Origin of the sequence: Falsiroseomonas sp. (assembly GCF_041690465.1) — a bacterium.
Lineage (GTDB): Bacteria > Pseudomonadota > Alphaproteobacteria > Acetobacterales > Acetobacteraceae > Falsiroseomonas.
On sequence record NZ_JAWLHG010000005.1, the window covers coordinates 176,193 to 194,205 of the forward strand.

The 18,013-nt window shown below is 70.8% G+C and carries 14 protein-coding genes; 5 read left to right on the forward strand and 9 right to left on the reverse strand.

Annotated features, from left to right (window positions below; genetic code table 11):
- Positions 1 to 45: 45 nt before the first annotated feature.
- From ACESM1_RS08235 to ACESM1_RS08265, 7 genes are read right to left on the reverse strand one after another with little or no spacing between them, the layout of a single operon-like run.
- The gene (locus ACESM1_RS08235; RefSeq protein WP_372619225.1) at positions 46 to 843 is read right to left on the reverse strand and encodes an enoyl-CoA hydratase/isomerase family protein; all 798 of its coding nucleotides are present in this window, start codon (positions 841 to 843) and stop codon (positions 46 to 48) included.
- A 26-nt stretch (positions 844 to 869) separates the two neighbouring features.
- Positions 870 to 2,405 carry a hydantoinase B/oxoprolinase family protein gene (locus ACESM1_RS08240; RefSeq protein WP_372619226.1) on the reverse strand — a complete coding sequence of 512 codons (1,536 nt, stop codon included), beginning with the start codon at positions 2,403 to 2,405 and terminating at the stop codon, positions 870 to 872.
- Complete coding sequence (locus ACESM1_RS08245) at positions 2,405 to 4,474, reverse strand: hydantoinase/oxoprolinase family protein (protein ID WP_372619227.1); 2,070 nt, start codon at positions 4,472 to 4,474, stop codon at positions 2,405 to 2,407. The genes ACESM1_RS08240 and ACESM1_RS08245 overlap by 1 nt, the downstream gene beginning before the upstream one ends.
- A complete protein-coding gene (locus ACESM1_RS08250) occupies positions 4,471 to 6,114 on the reverse strand; it encodes a hydantoinase B/oxoprolinase family protein (protein WP_372619228.1) in 1,644 nt (547 codons plus the stop codon). The genes ACESM1_RS08245 and ACESM1_RS08250 overlap by 4 nt, the downstream gene beginning before the upstream one ends.
- Positions 6,114 to 8,192, reverse strand: a complete 2,079-nt coding sequence (locus ACESM1_RS08255; RefSeq protein ID WP_372619229.1) for a hydantoinase/oxoprolinase family protein — start codon at positions 8,190 to 8,192, stop codon at positions 6,114 to 6,116. Before ACESM1_RS08255 ends, ACESM1_RS08250 begins: the two co-directional genes overlap by 1 nt.
- 33 nt (positions 8,193 to 8,225) lie before the next feature.
- The gene (locus tag ACESM1_RS08260; protein ID WP_372619230.1) at positions 8,226 to 10,115 is read right to left on the reverse strand and encodes a TRAP transporter permease; all 1,890 of its coding nucleotides are present in this window, start codon (positions 10,113 to 10,115) and stop codon (positions 8,226 to 8,228) included.
- Positions 10,116 to 10,140: 25 nt separating this feature from the next.
- On the reverse strand, positions 10,141 to 11,100 hold the full coding sequence (locus tag ACESM1_RS08265; protein ID WP_372619231.1) for a TAXI family TRAP transporter solute-binding subunit: 960 nt from the start codon (positions 11,098 to 11,100) through the stop codon (positions 10,141 to 10,143).
- Positions 11,101 to 11,256: 156 nt separating this feature from the next.
- On the opposite strand from ACESM1_RS08265, the gene ACESM1_RS08270 reads away from it, so the two are divergent.
- A complete protein-coding gene (locus tag ACESM1_RS08270; RefSeq protein ID WP_372619232.1) occupies positions 11,257 to 12,336 on the forward strand; it encodes a threonine aldolase family protein in 1,080 nt (359 codons plus the stop codon).
- Positions 12,337 to 12,338: 2 nt separating this feature from the next.
- Here the strand turns inward: ACESM1_RS08270 and ACESM1_RS08275 are convergent, their stop codons facing one another.
- Positions 12,339 to 13,070, reverse strand: coding sequence for a hypothetical protein (locus tag ACESM1_RS08275; protein WP_372619233.1), 732 nt, complete (start codon positions 13,068 to 13,070; stop codon positions 12,339 to 12,341).
- A gap of 177 nt (positions 13,071 to 13,247) precedes the next feature.
- Here ACESM1_RS08275 and ACESM1_RS08280 point away from each other — a divergent pair, with 177 nt between their 5' ends.
- Genes ACESM1_RS08280 through ACESM1_RS08290 form a run of 3 tightly spaced genes read left to right on the forward strand, consistent with a single transcriptional unit; the run spans position 13,248 to position 16,941 of the window.
- Entirely contained in the window at positions 13,248 to 14,195 is a 948-nt protein-coding gene (locus ACESM1_RS08280) for a tripartite tricarboxylate transporter substrate binding protein (protein ID WP_372619234.1), read from the forward strand.
- Positions 14,195 to 14,941: a hypothetical protein gene (locus ACESM1_RS08285; protein ID WP_372619235.1), complete on the forward strand. Its 747-nt coding sequence runs from the start codon at positions 14,195 to 14,197 to the stop codon at positions 14,939 to 14,941. Before ACESM1_RS08280 ends, ACESM1_RS08285 begins: the two co-directional genes overlap by 1 nt.
- Positions 14,941 to 16,941, forward strand: coding sequence for a tripartite tricarboxylate transporter permease (locus tag ACESM1_RS08290; protein WP_372619236.1), 2,001 nt, complete (start codon positions 14,941 to 14,943; stop codon positions 16,939 to 16,941). Before ACESM1_RS08285 ends, ACESM1_RS08290 begins: the two co-directional genes overlap by 1 nt.
- 50 nt (positions 16,942 to 16,991) lie before the next feature.
- On the opposite strand, the gene ACESM1_RS08295 is transcribed toward ACESM1_RS08290, so the two are convergent.
- Entirely contained in the window at positions 16,992 to 17,450 is a 459-nt protein-coding gene (locus ACESM1_RS08295; protein WP_372619237.1) for a group III truncated hemoglobin, read from the reverse strand.
- A 77-nt stretch (positions 17,451 to 17,527) separates the two neighbouring features.
- Here ACESM1_RS08295 and ACESM1_RS08300 point away from each other — a divergent pair, with 77 nt between their 5' ends.
- Positions 17,528 to 17,704 (forward strand): hypothetical protein, encoded by a 177-nt coding sequence (locus ACESM1_RS08300; RefSeq protein ID WP_372619238.1) that lies wholly within the window; start codon positions 17,528 to 17,530, stop codon positions 17,702 to 17,704.
- The last annotated feature ends 309 nt before the right edge of the window (positions 17,705 to 18,013 follow it).

An 18,013-nucleotide genomic window follows, 5' to 3' on the forward strand; every position in this document is an offset into this window, starting at 1 on the left:
ACGGCGCGCGACACCAGCGCATCGCACGTCATGCGCCTGTCGCGTTCAGTCCTGCTTCAGCTGCGGCAGGCGGTAGCGGTCCTCGGGGTCGTCCCAGCCCTTCCAGTTCGGCGCGCGCTTCTCGGCGAAGGCCGCGCGGCTTTCGATCAGGTCGCTCTTGGCGCCGTGCTCGTGCAGCGCGGCGGCGAGGTCCTGCTGTGCCGGCGTGGGCCGCGGGCGCATCAGGCGCATCATGTGGACGGTGTTGACGCGGGAGGCCGGCGGCAGCGTGAGCAGGTGGTTCGCCATTTCCAGCGCGCTGTCCACCACCTGTTCCGGCGGCACCAGCCGGTTGACGAAGCCGAGCTGGTGGAAGCGCTCCGCCGTGAAGCGGAAGCCGAGCGCCATCTCCATCGCGACCGGGAAGGCGAGGTTGGCGATCAGGCCGTGGTCGTAGCCGCCGAGCAGCCAGCGCTTGGCTTCCGAGACCTCGAACACCGCGGTGGTGGCGGCGACGCGCAGATCGGTGCGCTCCACCAGCATGAAGCCGCCGCCCATGGCGAAGCCGTTGACGGCCGCGATCACCGGCTTCTCCAGCGTGCCGGCGCGGAAAGGGTCCTCGATCTCCAGCTTGCGGCCGCCGGGCGTATTCTCGGCCAGCGTCTCCTTCATGTCCTCGCCGGCGCAGAAGGCGCGGCCGGTGCCGGTGAGGATGGCGACCTCGAGTTCCCTGTCGTGGCGGAAGGCCGCCCAGGTGCGGGCGAGTTCCAGGCGCATCTCGTGATTCAGTGCGTTCAGCCGCTCCGGGCGGTTCATGCGCACGACCAGCACCTGGCCGTGGCGCTCGGTCTCGACGACAGCCATCTTCTTCTCCTCGGTCCTGCGCAGGTTCAACCGTAGCCGCCGCCACCCGGCGTCGCGATGGTCACGCGCGTGCCGCGTGAGAGCGTCTGCTGCCGGCGCGTGTCAACCGGTGCGCCGTCCAGCAGCACCTGGCCGGGTGCCCCCGCCTCGCCGCCGAACAGGCCCGGCGCGCCGAAGCGCAGGCGTTCGGTGACGAAGACGGCGGCCACGTTGTCCGCCTCGCACTCCATCAGCGTCTCCTGCCCGTTGCCGCCGCGCTGGCGGCCGGTGCCGCCGGTGCCCGGGCGCAGGCGCTTGTGGTGGATCAGCACGGGTGCGGTGCGTTCGGCGACCTCGATCGGTGTGGCGGAGATGTTGGAGGGCCAGGAGATGCAGTCCACGCCATCCTGCGCCGCGCCGGCGCCGGTGCCGCCGTTGAAGAAGAAGACATTGGCGAAGGAGCGGCCGGCGGGATCGGTGCCGGCGATGTTCATGATCCAGAGCGGGCTGCCGGGTGCGGCGCGCACCTTGTCGGGCAGCGCCTCGGCCAGGGCACCGAAGATCAGCACCGGCACGTAGTGGCCGGTGGCGGCCCGTCCGCCGACCGGCGCCGGCCAGCGAGGGTTGAGGATGCTGCCTTCCGGCGCGCGGACGTGGATCGGGCGGAAGATGCCTTCATTGTTCGGCACCTCCGGCAGCAGCAGCGCCTTCAGCGCGAAGGCGGTCATCGCCTTGGTGTAGGCCAGCACGCAGTTCACCGCGCGGGGCTGCTGCGGGCTGGTGCCGGCATAGTCGGCGGTGACCTCGCCATCCGCGATGGAGATCTCCACCACGAAGGTGAAGGGCTGGTCGAGGCCATCGGTCTGCATGGCATAGCGCCACCGGCCGGCCGGCAGGGCGGCGATGCGGCGGCGCATCTCCGCCTCCGAGCGGTTGAAGATCTCGTCGGCCACGGCGGCAAGATCGGTGAGGCGGTAGCTCTCCATCGTGCGCTGCACGCGGTCCTCGATGAGTGTCACGGCGCCGACCTGTGCCCAGACATCGCCTTCGGTCTGGTCGGGGGTGCGGATATTGGTGCGCAACAGCGTCAGCAGCGTCGCGTCCGCCACGCCGTCGCGCATCAGGCGCATGGGCGGGATGTGGAAGCCTTCCTCGAAGATCTCGCGCGCCTCGGTGCTGCGGATGCGGCCGCCGATGTCCGGCACGTGGCTGGTGGTGGCCGCATAGCCGACGATCGCGCCACCATGGAAGACCGGCCGCACGATCGAGATGTCGTTCAGGTGGCCAGTGCCGATCCACGGATTGTTGGTGATGAACACGTCGCCCGGCCGCATCGTCTCCGGCGGGATCGCTTCGCGCACGGCGCGCACGGTGCCGGGCAGGGTGCCGATGAAGCTGGGGATGGAGCCGGTGTTCTGCGCAAGCGAGCGGCCGGACGCATCGGTCAGCACGCAGGCGAAGTCATTCGCCTCGTTCGAGAGAGTGGAGAAGGAGGTGCGGACGATCGCCTTCGCCGCCTCGTCCACCGCCGAGATCAGGCGGGTCCAGACCAGTTCCAGGGTGACCGGGTCGAGGCGCGCCATCACGACAGCTCCACCAGGATGTTGCCCGAGGGCAGCACGGAGAATTGGCTGGCCGGCCCGACCACCAGCGTCGAGCCTGACTCCTCCACCAGCGCGGGGCCGGCAGCGGTGAAGCCCGCGGGCAGCGCGCCGCGGCGATGCACTGCGGCCTCCACCGCCTTGCCATCCACGACGATGCGTCGGTGTCGTCCTGCGTGCGCGGCGGCACCGGCCAGCGCCGCCGGCGGTAGCAGCCCATGCGGTGCGCCGCGCAGCACCACGCGCGCATGCACCAGTTCGATCGGCACCGGCGGCGGCGGGCGGCTGTAGCGCGCGACATAGGCGGTGTGGAAGGCGTCGCGGATCAGCGCGCGCACCGCCTCGTCCTCCTCGGGCCAGGGCGCGGGCGGCAGCGGCACCGGCATATGGGCGCCCTGGCCGACACAGCGCGCATCCACGAGCCGGCCGACCGTGAGCGCCCCGCCGGCGAGCAGGCTGTCGGCCAGCACGCCGCGGGCCGTCGCTTCCAGCGACGCGAAAGCCTCGTTGAGGAAGGCGGCGGTGCAGGAATAGAGGCGCCGGCTGAGGCTCGCCACGCGGTCCACGCGGGGCGGCGCGGCGAGCATGCCGAGGGCAGAGGCGACGCCGGCCTCCGGCGGCACGATCATCCGCCGGATGCCGAGCTTGCGCGCCAAGTGGTAGCCATGCACCGGGCCGCCGCCGCCAGTGCAGACCAGCGTGAAGCCGGCGGAATCGCGCCCGCGTTCGGCGAGATGCGTGCGTGCGGCGCTGGCCATTGCCTCGGTCGCGACATCGTGGATGCCCCAGGCGGCGTCCTCCGCGGTGATGCCGAGCGCATCGGCGAGCGCGCCGATCGCGCGCGTCGCCGAATCGCGGTCCAGCGGCAGGCTGCCGCCGGCGAAGCTCGCCGGATCTAGATAGCCGAGCAGCAGGTTCGCATCCGTCACCGTCGGCTGCGTGCCGCCGCGGCCATAGCTGGCAGGGCCGGGCTCTGAGCCGGCGCTGTCGGGCCCGACCTTCAGCAGCCCGATCGTGTCCCGCCGCGCGATGGAGCCGCCGCCGGCGCCGATCTCGATCAGGTCCACGGTGGAGATGCGGATCGGCAGACCGCTGCCTTCGATGAAGCGGGCCTGGCGCGCGGCCTCGAAGCCGAAGACGATCTCGGGCTCGCCCTTCTCGACCACGCAGAGCTTCGCGGTGGTGCCGCCGAGATCGAAGGCGAGCAGCCGCTCCTCCGCCGGCCCGGCAAGGAAGGCGCTGGCGAGCGCGCCGGCGGCGGGGCCGGATTCCAGCAGTTGCACCGGCGCGCGCCGCGCCTCCGCCACATGCGTCAGCCCGCCATTGGAGAGCATCAGCAGCAGCGGCGCCGAGATGCCCAGCGCGGCGAGTTCGGTGCCGAGTCGCGCGAGATAGCGCTCGGCCAGCGGCGCGACATAGGCATTGGCGGTGGCGGTGGAGCCGCGGTCGTATTCGCGCACCTCGCGCACGATGGCGGAGGAGGCGGTGACCGGCAGGCCCGGATGGCGCGCGGCGAGATGCGCGACGGCGGCTTCCTCATGCGCCGGATGCAGGTCGCTGTGCAGGAACAGGATGGCGAGCGATTGCGCCCCTGCCGCCACCGCCGCATCCGCCTGCGCTTCCAGCGCGGCGAGATCGAGCGGCACCAGCACCGTGCCATCCGCCTTCACGCGCTCCGGCACTTCCAGGCGCAGCGCGGCGGGTACCAGCGGCTCGGGCGGGCGCAGCTGCAGGTCGTAGAGCTCGTAGCGGCGCTCGCGCCCGATCTGCAGCAGGTCGCGGAAGCCGGACGTGGTGATCAGCGCGGTGACGGCGCCCTTGCGCTCGATCAGCGCGTTGGTGAACAGCGTGGTGGCGTGCACCACGCGGCCGACCTCTCGCGGCGCGACACCAGCCTCCGCAAGCACACGCCGCGTGCCGTCCAGGATGCCGAGCACGGGGTCGGCATGCGTGGTCAGCACCTTCAGGTTCGCCGAGCGGCCGCCGGCGGGATCGTGCAGGACGAGGTCGGTAAAGGTGCCGCCGATGTCGACGCCGAGCGCGATGCTCATCGGCGATAGGAGGCCGGATCGGTGACGTAGCCGGCGGCGATGTCGGCTTCCAGCGCTGCGGGGTCACGCTCCAGCGGACTGCCATGCCCGCCGCCGCCCGGCGTGCCGAGCGAGACGGTGTCGCCGCGCTTCAGCACATATTGCCGCTTCGGGTCGTTCTTCTCCCTGTTGATGCGCAGCTCGCCAGGCGCGCCGGGCTGGCCGCCCTCGATGCCGAAGGCGGGGAAGAGGGTGCGCTCGGCGAGGAAGGACACGGCGATGGGCGTCTCGGACAGGCTCTCGATCAGGATCTCCTGCCCGAGCCCGCCGCGGTGCCGCCCCGGCCCGCCGGAATCCGGGCGCAGTCGCTTGTGGTGGAAGCGCAGCGGCGCGATGTGCTCGCTGATCTCGATGGCGGTGGAGGAGACGTTGGAGGGCCAGGAGAGGCAGGTGACGCCATCGCCGCGCGCATTGCCGCCCATGCCGCCATTGTAGAAGAACATGTTGGCATAGGGCCGGCCGCGACCGCCATCGGGCGCGGGATGCACGCCGGACTGGTTCATGCCCCACATCGGCGAGCCTGCCGCCGCCATCACGCGTTCCGGCACCACCTGGCCGAGGCAGCCGAAGACCAGCACCGGCAGGTAATGCCCGATCAGCATGCGCGAGCCGCCGGGCGAGGGGAATTGCGGGTTCACGATGCAGCCCGGCGGCGCCTTGACGCTGATCGGCCGCCAGGCGCCCTCGTTGTTTGGCAGGTTCGGCGAGGTGCAGAGCTTCACGCCGTACATGCACATGGCATAGGTGTAGCAGAGCGCGCAGTTGATGGCGCGGTCCACCTGCGCATCGGTGCCTTCGAAATCCATCTCGATCTCGTCGCCGCGCACGGTGAGCGCGAGGCGGATGGTGATGGGCGTGTCCATCAGCCCGTCAGTCTGCAACTCGCTGCGATAGGTGCCGTCCGGCAGGGCGGCGATGGCGGCGCGCATCGCCGTCTCGCAACGCCCCTGGATCTCCGCGGCGAGCTCGCCGAGGTCGTCGAGCCCGTAGCCGGACATCAACGCGAGCAGCCGCTCCTCCATCACGTCGAGCGCAACCACCTGCGCCCAGAGATCGCCCAGCGTCTGGTCCGGCGTGCGCACGTTCTGGCGCAGCATCGCCACCAGCGTGTCGTCGGCGACGCCGCGGCGCATCAGCTTCAAGGGCGGGATCTGCAGGCCTTCCTCGAACACCTCGCGCGGCTCGGGGCTGCGGATCTTCCCGCCGATGTCGGGCGCGTGCGCGGTGGAGGCGCTGAACGCTACCAGGCGGCCTTTGTGGAAAATGGGCTTGGCGACGGTGATGTCCGGCAGGTGGCCGGTGCCGAGCCAGAGGTCGTTGGTGATCAGCACGTCGCCGGGCTCCAACGCCTCACGCGGGAAGAAGCGCAGGAAGTGCTTCACGGTCGCGGGCAGCGTGCCGATGAAGGAGGGAATGCTCTCGGTCGCCTGCACCAGCGATTCGCCGCGTGCATCGGTGACGATGCAGGAGAAGTCGTAGGACTCGCGCACCAGCGTGGAGAATGAGGTCCGCACCAGCGCGGCTGCGGCCTCGTCCACCAGCGAGATCAGGCGGCGCCAGAGCAGCTCCAGCTCGACGGCATCGAAGCGGCGGGCGGTCATCAGCGGGCCTCCGGCATGTCGGCGACGAGCGATCCGTCGGGCAGCAGCGCGATCCGCGCGCCGGGTCCGACCACGAAGGTGCTCTCATTCTCCTCGAACACCGCCGGGCCTTCGGCGGTGAAGCCCGGCGGCAGGGCGTAGCGGTCATAGACCGGTGTTTCAACCGTGCTGGCGGCCTCCGCGAAGTGCACGGGGCGCCTTCCCTTCAAAGCAACGCCGCCCGAGGCCGAGGCAAGGTCGAGTCGGCCCTCGGCGCCCGGCACCGGCGCACTGACGGAAAGCCGCAGCGCCACGAACTGGATCGCGGCACCTGGCGGCGTGCGGCCGAACAGGCGGCGATACTCGCCTTCGAAGGCGGCGCGGATCGCGCCGCGATCGAGCGGGCGCGGCATGGTGACGGTGATCTCGCTGCCCTGGCCGATGTAGCGCATGTCGGCGAGCCAGCGCACGTCCCGCCGGTTGAGATCGGCACCGGTCGCGGCGACCGGAGCCAAGGCCTCGGCTTCGAGCCGCGCGAAGCTGTCTGCCACGGCGGCCATGTCCGCATCGGCCAGCGGCACGTTCATCGAGGTGACACGGTCCACGCGCGCGGGCGCCATCAGCATGCCGATTGTGCTGCCGGCGCCAGCGCCAGGTGGGCAGACGACGCGGCGGATGCCGAGCTTGCGCGCGACGCCCCAGGCATGCACGGGCGCCGCGCCGCCGGTCGCCATCAGCGCGTATTCATGGGGCACGCGGCCGCGCTCGGCGATGGCGACGCGCGCCGCGCCGGCCATGGTCTCGTTCACCACGTCCTGGATGCCGGACGCGGCGCGCGCGGGGTCCACGAACAGCGCGCCGGCAAGACGGCCGAGCGCCGCCGTCGCGGCGCCGGCGTCGATCCTCATCGCGCCGCCGAGGAAGAAGTCGGCGTTGAGGCAGCCGAGCGCGAGGTCGGCGTCAGTGACCGTGGCCTCCGTGCCGCCACGCGAATAGCAGGCCGGCCCGGGCTGCGCGCCGGCACTGTCGGGGCCGACATTCAGCGTGCCGAGATCGCTCCGCCGCGCGATGGAACCGCCGCCAGCGCCGATCTCGATCAGTTCCACGGTCGCGATCTGGATGGGCAGTCCGGAACCGCGGAGGAAGCGCCGTTCGCGCGCGGCCTCGAAACCCCAGGCAACCAGCGGCTCGCCGCCATCCACCAGCGCCAGCTTCGCCGTGGTGCCGCCCATGTCGAAGGCGAGCACGCGCTCGAGCCCCGCATTGCGGCCGAACCAGGCGCCGGCCAGCGCGCCCGCCGCGGGACCGCTTTCAAGCAGCTGCACCGGCGCGCGCTTCGCCTCCTCCACATGCGTCAGCCCGCCGTTTGACAGCATCAGGTGCAAGGTGCCGGGGATGCCGGCGGCGGCGATGCGCTCCTCCAGGCGCTGGAGGTAGGTCTCCGCGATCGGGCGGATATAGGCATTCGCGACAGCAGTACTGGCGCGCGGGTATTCGCGGATTTCCGGAGCGATCTCGCTGGAGAGCGACATGGAAAGGCCCGGGAAGCGCGCTGCGATCGCGGCCGCCGCAGCCTGCTCATGCGCCGGATTGGCATAGGCATGCAGGAAGGCGATGGCGAGGCTTTCCACGCCCTCGGCGACCAGCGAAGCGGCCTCCTTCACGCAGGCATCGGTGTCGAGCGGTGTGACGATGCGGCCGTCGGCGGCGAGCCGTTCCGTGACCTCGCGGCGCCAGGGCCGCGGCACCAACGGCTGCGGCATGTCGATGAAGATGTCGTAGAGCTCGTACTTGCGCTCGCGCGCGATCTCCAGCACGTCGCGGAAGCCGGCCGTGGTGAGGAGGCCGGTGCGTGCGCCCTTGCGCTCGATCAGCGCATTGGTGAACAGGGTGGTGGCGTGCACCACACGGCCGATCTGGGGCGGCGCGATGCCATGCGTGGAGAGCAGATGCGCGATCCCCGCCATCACACCGCGGGCCGGGTCGTCCGGCGTCGTGCTCTCCTTCCAGATGAAGGCACGGCCGCTTGCCGGATCGAAGGCGACGATGTCGGTGAAGGTGCCGCCGATGTCGATGCCGAGGGAATAGGTCACGGCCATGCCGGAAATGATCTCCTGTCGCGCAATGCAGTATCAGGCGCCGGCGACGCGTGGCCGCCGCAGCCAGGCCAAGCCGCCGAAGGCGAGGATGAGGGCGATGCCGGCCAGGTCGGTGACCGAGCCTGGCTTGATCAGCAACAGCGAGGTGGCGCCGAAGACCAGACGCTGCACCAGCCCGAGCGGCACGAAAAGCCAGCCGATGATCGCGACCGAGAGCGCGAAGATGCCGAGCGAGGCGGTGACCGCCGCCAGCGCGATCTCCAGCGGCTCGCCCATGCCGAGCAGTTGCGGCCCGAAGACGAACATGTAGGGGATGATGAAGATCGAGAGGCCGAGGCGGAAGGCCACCCAGCTCGTCCGCCACGGATCGCTGCCCGCCACCGCCGCGGCGGCGTAGGACGCGATGGCGACCGGCGGCGTGATGGAGGATTTCGACGCCACCCACATGATGAACATATGCGCGGCCAGCAGCGGGACGCCGCCCTGCACGAGGCCCGGCGCCAGCAGTGCCGCCATGATGATGTAGGCGCCGGAGGTCGGCATGCCCATGCCGAGGATGATGCCCATGATCGTGGTCAGCACCAGCAGCACGATGGTCTGCCCGCCCGCGGCGTCGAGGATCAGCCCGGAGAGCCGCAGTCCGAGCCCGGTCTGGCCGATGATGCCGATCAGGATGCCGCCGACCGCGCAGGCCACCGTGACCGGTGCAACCAGACGCGGCGCATCGGCCATCGCCTCCCAGCAGACCTTCAGGATGCGGCGCCGGTTGACCGGGTCCATCAGCACCAGCAGCGCCACCAGCGTGGCGATCGCCCAGACCGCGGCGGTGGTCGGCGTATAGCCATCCACCAGGACCCAGATCATCACGATGATGGCGATCAGCAGGTAGCCCTGGCGCTTCAGCACGGCGAGCGCGGTCGGCGCATCAGGGTCCGCGAAGGCGGCAAGCTTCATGCGGCGCGCCTCTAGGTCCACCATGATGAAGACGGCGAGGGCATAGAGCGCGGCCGGGATCACGCTGATGCCCATGATGGTGGCGTAGGAGGCGCCGGTGAACTCCATCATGATGAAGGCCGCCGCGCCCATGATCGGCGGCGTGACCTGCCCGCCGGAGGACGCGACGGCTTCCACCCCCGCGGCGAATTCCTTGTTGTAGCCGCTGCGCTTCATCGCCGGGATGGTGAAGGCGCCCGTGGTGACGACATTCGCCGCCGAGCTGCCGGAGAGCATACCCATGAAGGTGCTGGCGACCACCGCACTCTTCGCGGCGCCACCCACCGTGCGCGCGGTAAGCGCACGCGCCAGGTTGGTGAAGAAATCGCCCGCGCCGCTCGCGGCCAGTAGCGATCCGAACAGTACGAAATGGAAGACGTAGTTCGCCATCACGGCGAGCGGTGCGCCGAAGATGCCTTCGGTCGTCAGGTAGCTGTATTCCAGCACCGCCTCGACGCTGTAGCCACGGTGCCAGAGTGCGCCGGGCAGCACGTTGCCGAACAGCGCGTAGGCGATGAAAACGCCGAGCACGCCGACCAGCACCCAGCCCACGGTGCGCCGCGCGGCCTCCAGCACGACGACGAGAAGCCCGATGGCAAGCACCGTCTCCGTCGTGGTCAGCGGCTCGACGAAGAGCATCCGCTCGGTGACGTAGCGGGCATTGGCGAAGAGATAGCCGGTCGCCGCCGCGGTCATGCCGATCAGCGCGAAATCCCAGGCGAGGCCCAACGGCCTGACCGGCCCGCCCTGCCCGCGTGCGAGGAACAGCACGAGCAGGGCGAGCAGCAGGTGCAGCGGATAATGCACCTCGCCGACCGGCGCTCCGAAAAACCCGGTCCAGAGATGGTAGGCGGACATCGCCACCGCGATGAGAGTGCGCGTCTGTCCCAGCCAGGAGGCGAGCCCGCTGCCCGGGGCCGTTTCCGTCACACTCATCCGCGGCGGGCTTCGGCGGTCAGCGAAGCACGCCCGCCTCGCGCCAGTAGCGGGCGACGCCGGGGTGGAACTCCATGCCCGATGTCTGCGCGAAATCCGCCAGCTGGAGGTTGGCAAGCGAGACGTGGATCGCGCGCAGCTTCGCGAGATTCTCCGCCAGGGTGCGTGCGATCCAGTAGCCTTCCGCCTCGCTCATCTCGGCGCGCACGAAGATGAGCTGGTCGGTCACCACGGTCGGCACCGCGGCGGTCTGCCCGCGATAGGTGCCGGCCGGAATCTCGCCGTCGCGGAAGCCGGGGTTGAGCTGGCGCATGCGCGTGCGAAGGTCCCCGTCGATCGGCAGGAACCGCACGTCGAGGCTCTGCGACACGTCGAGGAAGGCGGGGCTCGGCGTCAGCGTGGTCGCCGTGAAGCCGACGATGCGCCGGTCCTTCATCTGGGAGGCGCCATACCCCTGGCCGCCGCGGGTGAGCTGCAGGTCGTCCTCCGTCATGCCGGCGGCCTGCAACGCGAGGCGGAAGGCCTCCGTCGTAACATTGCCGACCGGCTGCGAGGCGAAAGCGCGGCCGCGCAACTCGGCGAGGCTCGTGACGCCGCTATCGGCGGCGACCACGATGTGCACGTGGTTCGGCCCGATCGTGCCGACCGCGCGCAGGTTCGTGATCGGCTGGCGGAACGGCGCCTGGCCCTGCGCCGCGGCGGGCGGCACGACGCTCATGGTGAAGCCCATTTCGCCGCGCCCGTTGGACACCACCACGAGGTTGGAGATGCCGCCCCCGACCTCGCTTGAGGTGCGCACGCCCGCCTCCTGGAAGATGCGTGCAAGGCCACCGCCCATCGCGTACCACGATCCGCCCTGCGGACCCGTGAAGATCGTGAGCTGCTGCGGCGCCCGGCCCTGCGCGGCCACGACGCCCGGATATGCGGCGCAGCTGAACGCGAGGGCCATGCCGGCGAAGGCGAGTGTCCTGAGGTTCATCGTGAGCTCTCCCGCTTCTGACCGCGGAGTATGCAAGCCATACGCACGGCCTGCCAAGGGGCAACGCCGGGCCCTGGAGCCGGGGCGAATGATCCATTTGGTACCGGCCTCGGCGCTTGCGTCTGGCGCGGCCTGGCGCAGGATGCATCTTCCGTGATGCCCGATCGAGAGGACAGCCGCATCGTGATCGACCTCCGCAGCGATACCGTGACACGGCCGAGCCCAGCGATGCGCGCTGCGATGGCTGCGGCCGAAGTCGGCGACGACGGCTATGCCGAGGATCCCACCGTGCGCCGGCTAGAGGAGCGCGCCGCCAGCATCGCCGGCAAGCCCGCGGCGCTGCTGATGCCGAGCGGAACGATGGGCAATCTCTGCGCCCTGCTCACCCATGCCGCACGCGGCGCGGAGGCGCTGCTCGAGGCAACGAGCCATATCCAGCGGTCCGAACTCGGCGGCATCGCTGCGCTGGCTGGCCTGCCTGCGAAGCCGCTGCCGGGCGTGCGGGGCGCGATCCCGCTGGCTGCGATCGAGGCCTGCTTCGAGGCCGGCGAGTACGGCACGCTGCCGCGGCCGGGACTCCTGTGCCTGGAGACCACGCACAACGCGGCCGGCGGCGCTGTCCTGCCGCTCGACTACATGGAAGGCGCATCGGCGGTGGCGCACGCGCATGGCATTCCGCTGCATCTCGACGGCGCCAGGCTGTTCAACGCCGCGGCGGCGCTCGGCGTTGCGGTGGAGCGGATCGCACGCCATGCGGACACGCTGACCTTCTGCCTCTCCAAGGGTCTTGGCGCGCCCGTCGGATCGCTGCTCTGCGGCAGCGAGGCGTTCATCGCGCAGGCGCGGCGCAACCGGCGCATGCTGGGCGGCACGATGCGTCAGGCCGGCGTGATCGCCGCCGCCGGGCTGGTCGCGCTGCAGGAGGGTAATGTTGCGCGGCTGCCCGAGGACCATGCGCGCGCGCGGCGACTGGCGGAGGGCCTGGCCGCGATCTCGCCGACGCTCTGCGATCCGGGCACCGTCGAGACCAACATCCTGTTCGTGGATTTCGCCGGGAGCGGCACCGGTGCGGCCGAATGGGCCGCACGGCTCGGCGAGCACGGCATCACTTGTCGCGCCTCGAGCGCCACGCGCATGCGCCTGGTGACACATCTCGACGTTGATGATGCAGGCGTCGAGGCGACGCTGCGTGCCTTCGCCACGCTGTGGCCGCGCGGCGCGGCGCAGGCGGCGTAGCGCTACGGTGCGGGTGGTCGCTCCTGCAGGAGTTGGCCGGCGCCGGCGATGCGGTCGGGCAGTGCGAACAGCGACAGCAGCGCCCACATGCCGGCCTGGTTGGTCGAGACCATCGGCTTGCCTATCCGCGCCTCGATCTCCCCGGCGAGTGCCAGGCAGGGCATGTTGCCGCCGGGCATCAGCAGCGCCTGCGCGTCCGGATGGTCGGCACGCGCGGCAAGATCCAATACCTCTTCTGGCGCCATCTCGGCGATGGCGAAGTTGTCGCGAAGTTCGCCGAAGGCACTGTTCACGACACTGATGCCCGAGGATTCCAGGTAGCGCAGGCTGGCCTGCCCGATCTCCGCCGGAAAGGGAGCGGCGAAGGCGACTCGTTGCGCGCCAAGGGCCAAGAGCGCATCGAGCACCGTCGCTGCCGCGGTGAGAGCCGGCGCGCCGGCCCATTCCGCCATGTCGCGCCGGATCTCGCTGTCCCAGGCACGTCCCATCCAGTAGCTCGCTGCGGTCTGGCAAAGCAGCACCGCATCCACGCGCGCATCGCGCAGGCTTGCCACCGCGCGTCGCATGTCGGCGAGCTGTTCGCCCATGCCCGCGGCATCGAGCCGCGTCATGGTCAGCCGCGCGAAGTGGAAGCTCAACTCGTGCGGCATCCAGCGCGGGTATTCGCGCTCGATCGAGGTGTTCGAGGAGGGGATCAGCATCCCGACCCGCCGCCAGGGTGCACGCGTCGTCATGGGAGCGCAGGTGTCACGATGTTCGCGTCCTCGCTGGCGGCCCTGCCGATTGGCGCTGGGCGCACGACGAATGCTGCCGCCCGCGCTGAGCCGCGTCAACGCGCCTGCGGATGTCAGCACTGGACAAAGCTGGCGGCTCCTCCGATCCTGGCTGCAACCAGGGAGAGGGCAGGCAGGATGCGTGCGACAGGTTTCATAGTCTCGGCGCTCACGGCGCTTGTCATGCTCGCCTCCGGCGCGCGGGCCCAGGGCTGGCAGCCGACCCGGCCGATCGAGATCGTCGTGCCGTTCACGCCCGGCTCTCTGGCCGACCGCAATATGCGCGCCGTCGCGCCGCTGCTCTCGCGCGAGCTCGGCGTGCCCGTTGCGGTGCAGAACATCCCTGGCGGCAACGGCTACAATCGGATCTTCCGCGCCGCGCCGGATGGCCAGACGATCGGCTATGGCGACCCGGTGGCGCAGATCGCGCTGGCCATCGTGCAGCCGCAACCTTTCGACGCGATGAAGCTGACCTGGCTCGGGCATTTCTCGGCCGGCGTGCAGACCATGGTGGCCTCGGCGCGCGGCCGCGTGGCGAGCCTCGATGCGCTGCGCACCATGCGCCAGCCGGTGCGCTGCGGCACCTTCGGCGGCATCTCCACCGGAGCCGCGCAATGCGCGCTGCTGGGGGCGCAGTTCGGGTTCCCCGTCGCTTTCGTCTCGGTGCAGGGGCCGCCGGAGCTGGTGCTCGCCGCGGTGCGCGGCGACGTGGATGTCGCCTCGCTCGGCCCGACGCTCTGGCGCGACCACATCGCAGCCGGCGCGGTGCGCCCGCTGCTGTCCTGGTCGGGACAGCGCGATCCGCGGCTGCCGGAGCTGCCGTCGCTCGCCGACATCGACATGGCGAACCTGGCGGACGTCACGGTGATCCGCGGCGTGGCGGCGCCACCCGAACTGCCGGCCGCGATCCGCGACCGGCTGATCGCGGCGCTCAATGCGGCGATGACCAAGCCGGAATGGGATGAGTTCGTCACCCGCTCGCGCCTCGAGCGGGACTGGACCTTCAGCGCCGAATATCCGCAGACCCTGGCGCGCGCACAGGCGTTGCTGCAGCAGAATGCGGCGACGCTGCGCGGCGCCTTCTGATGCACGCGCCGACCCTGCTGCTGCCGGGTTGGCGTGCGCGGATCGGGGTGATCAGCCCGACCGTGCTGGAGCGCATCCCGCTCGATTTCCAACGAATCGCGCCGGAGGGCGCGATGCTGTGCGGCATCACCACCGGCATGGGCGGCTGGGCGGAGAACCAGTACGGCCAGGCGCTGGCGCAGGTGAAGGACAGCGTGCGCTACCTTGCGGCGCGCAAGGTGGACTTCATCCTGCACGTCGCCTCGCCGATCGTGGTGGCGCAGGGGCCAGGCTACGACCGCGTGCTGCTCAAGGAATTCGCGGAGGTCGCGGCGGGCATCCCCTGCACCACCACCATCCGTGCCGCGCTGGATGCGTTCGAAGCCCTCGGCGCACGCCGCATCCTGGCGGTAACGCCCTTCCATGAACGGCTCAACGGCCAGCTGCGCACCTTCGTCGAGGCCGAGGGTTTCGCCTTCTCCCGCCTGGTCGGCGTGCCGGCGCTGTTCGACTTCCTGCAGGACGTGCCGCTGGATGCGCTGTTCCGCGCGGCGCTGGCGGCGGCGGCCGACGATCCCGATTTCGACGCCGTCTGGATCCCCTCCGGCCAGTTGCCGGCGGTGGAGGTCGTGCTTCCGCTGGAAGCGAGGCTGCGCAAGCCGGTCGTCGCGCAGAACCATGCGGATTTCCTCGCCGCCTTCCGCGCGCTCGGCGTCAGCGGCGTGGCGCGTGGACATGGCATGCTGCTCGACCGCTTCGCCGGCTGATGGATCTGGCGGCGGCGCTGCTGGACGGGCTGGCGCAGGCCACCACCGCCGATGCGCTGCTGTTCATGCTGTTCGGCACCGTTGTCGGCTATGTCTTCGGCATCCTGCCCGGCCTGCAATCGGTCACCGCCATGTCGGTGTTCCTGCCGCTGACCTATTGGTGGTCGCCGGCGCAGGCGATGTATTTCTTCGCCGGCATCATCGGGGCGGCCGGCAATGGCGGCGCGGTCACCGCCATCGTGCTTAACCTGCCCGGCACCGCGCAGAACGCCGCGACGACGCTGGAAGGCTATCCGATGACGCGGGCCGGCCGCGCCGTCTTCGCGCTGAACCTCTCCGCCGCGGCAAGCTGGCTGGGCGCGGTGTTCGGCGTGGTGGTGCTGCTGGCGCTGGTGCCGGTCTTCCTGCCCTTCCTGCTCTCCTTCGGCCCGGCCGAGACCTTCTGGGTGGCGGTGTTCGGCCTGGTGACCATGGTGCTGGCGGTGGCGGGGTCGCCGGCCAAGGGGCTGGTCGCCATCTGCATCGGCGTGCTGCTGGCGATCATCGGCATGGGCGGGCCGCGGCTGCCGGTGCCGCGCTTCACCTTCGACAGCACCTACCTGCTGGACGGGCTTGAGATCGTCGTCGTCATCATCGGTTTCCTGGTGGTGTCGGAATGCATCCTACAGGCCGCAACCGTCTGGGCGCGCGGGCGCGAGTCGGGGTTGGCAACGCGTGCGGCAGCGCCGCTGGCCGATGACTGGAAGCGGCAGGCGATCGACGGGTGGAAGGCGCCGCTCCGGCACTGGCCGGTCTTCCTGCGCTCCTCCGCGCTCGGCACCGTGGTCGGCGCGCTGCCGGGCGTGGGGGGCACGGTCTCGCAGTTCCTCTCCTACAATCTCGCTGTCGCCACCACCAAGGACAGCAGCCGCATCGGCAAGGGCGCGGAGGATGCGCTGGTCGCCACCGAGGCGGCGACCAATTCGAAGGAAGGCGGCGCGCTGTTCCCCACGCTGCTGTTCGGCATCCCCGGCAATGCCGAGATGGCGCTGGTGCTGGCCGCCTGGCAGATCCATGGGCTGGAGCCCGGCCCTTCGTTCATGAGCACGCATGGCGCGCTGGCCTGGGCGCTGGTGTTCGGCCTGTTGTTCTCGAACCTCGTCGCGAGCCTCGGCACCGCGGCGGCGAGCCCCTGGTTGGCGCGGCTGCCGGGCTTCGACATGGGTGTCCTGGCGCCGGTGGTGCTGGTGGCGTCGCTGATGTCCGCCTTTACCGTGCGGTCGAATTTTCTCGATCTCGGGCTGCTGCTGGCGCTCGGCCTGTTCGGCGCCTTCCTGCGGCTGTACGGCTATTCGGTGATCGGCGTGGTGATCGGTTTCGTGCTCGGCGACGTGATCGAGCGCAGCTTCTACACTGCGCTGCAGAGTTCGCTCGGTGACTACGCCGTGCTGGTCGACTCGCCGGTCGCGGCGACGCTCGCCGGGATGACGGCGCTGGCCGCTGTGTTCTGCGCGGTGAAGGTCGCGCGTGGCAGGCGCGACGAGTCGGAGGTGGCCGCATCCTCGACCGGCGCGCTGGTCTTCGCCGTCCTGCTGCTCGCGGGCTGCCTCTACCTGCTCTGGCAGGCGACGGCCACCGGATGGCGCGGCGGCATTGTGGCGCCGGGCGTGCTGGCGCTGGTCGGCGTGTTGCTACTGCTGGTTGTTCTGCAGACCTGGCGCGGCCGTGCCCCGGCGCGGGTGCCGGAGGCGGCGGCCACGCTGCGCCTCGCGCTGCTGCTGGGCAGCGCCCTGGCGGTGGCGTTGTGGCTGGGTTTCCTCGCCGGCATGGCAGCGTTGCTGCTCGGTTTTTGGGGGGGCGTGCAGCGGCGACCGCTGCCGCGGGTGCTGGCACTGACCGCACTGTTCGCGCTTGCACTGCCGGTCGGCTTCTCCTGGCTCGTCGAGGCGCCGCTCTGGCGCGGGGTGGTCGCGCCGCTCTGGCCCGGCGTGGTGGGCGGCGAGGTGCTGCCCGCGCTGTAGGGAGGAGGCGCCGGTCAGGCCGCGACGCCCGCCGGCATGGTGGCGTAAGCTCAAGCGGCTGGCGTCGGGCGGCACGGTGCGGCCGGCAATGCGAGAGGGACTATCCCCATCTCCAGGCTGCGGGCAATGCGACGAGCGCGTTCGAGCATGTGTGCCGCGCCCTCCTCGGTGAGTTCCACCCGCGCGACCTGCTCGAAGATCGCGAGCCAGCGGGCGAAGTGGGCGGGCGTCAGGCCAAGATGGGCATGCGCCTGCATCGGCTGGCCGTGATAGCCGCCCCGCATCAGCGCCACCGAGGCCCAGAAGCTGGTGAGGGTGGCGATGTGCCGCTCCCAGTCCGCAACGCCGGCGAAGGCGGGCCCGAGCAGCGCATCAGTGCGGGCGGCGCCATAGAAGGCTCGAAGGAAGCGCTCGATCGTGGCATCGTCGAGCCCTGTGCGTTCGGTGACCTCTCGGCCCAGGGCGGCGCGGCGCTCCGGTCCTTCCGGGATGGGGGGCGAGGGATTCAAACAGGCATCTCCGATACCACTTATCTTCAGCCAGAGACCTGGTATCGTCAATGCCAAATTCAGGAGGCCCGGGTTCCTTGGGCCCGCTCGCCTCGACTGACGTCGTGCTGCGCGCGCTGATGCGGCTCGGCGCCGGTCCCGCGCGGCACCGCAGCACGGAAGCGCCGGCGGCTGCGGCCGGCGTGCCGCGCAACCGCCTGCTCGGGATCGTGCAGGATCTGGCGGCGCGGCGGCCGGCGCTGCCCGCAGTTTGAGCGGTGCGCGCCGTGACGTGCTGCTGGCCCGCGCGCTGGCCGAGATCCACCTCGGCGCGGTGGTCCGCCAGTTGGAGGACGGCCGCTGGTGGAAGGGTTTCCGCGCCGATGGCGGTGCGTGCTGCTTGGCGCCGCTGGGGAGGCCTTCCTCCGCACGCTGGACCGCGCTTGCGGAGTGCGTCGGGGCGGCGGTTCCTTCCGGTGCTGCCGGCCGTGACTCCGACAGTAGGCAGCCCGGCAGCGGCGAGCCTTGAGTGCGAAGCCCGCTGCCCCGATTCTCGGTCGTGCCGTTCCGCCCTGCAGCGCTCC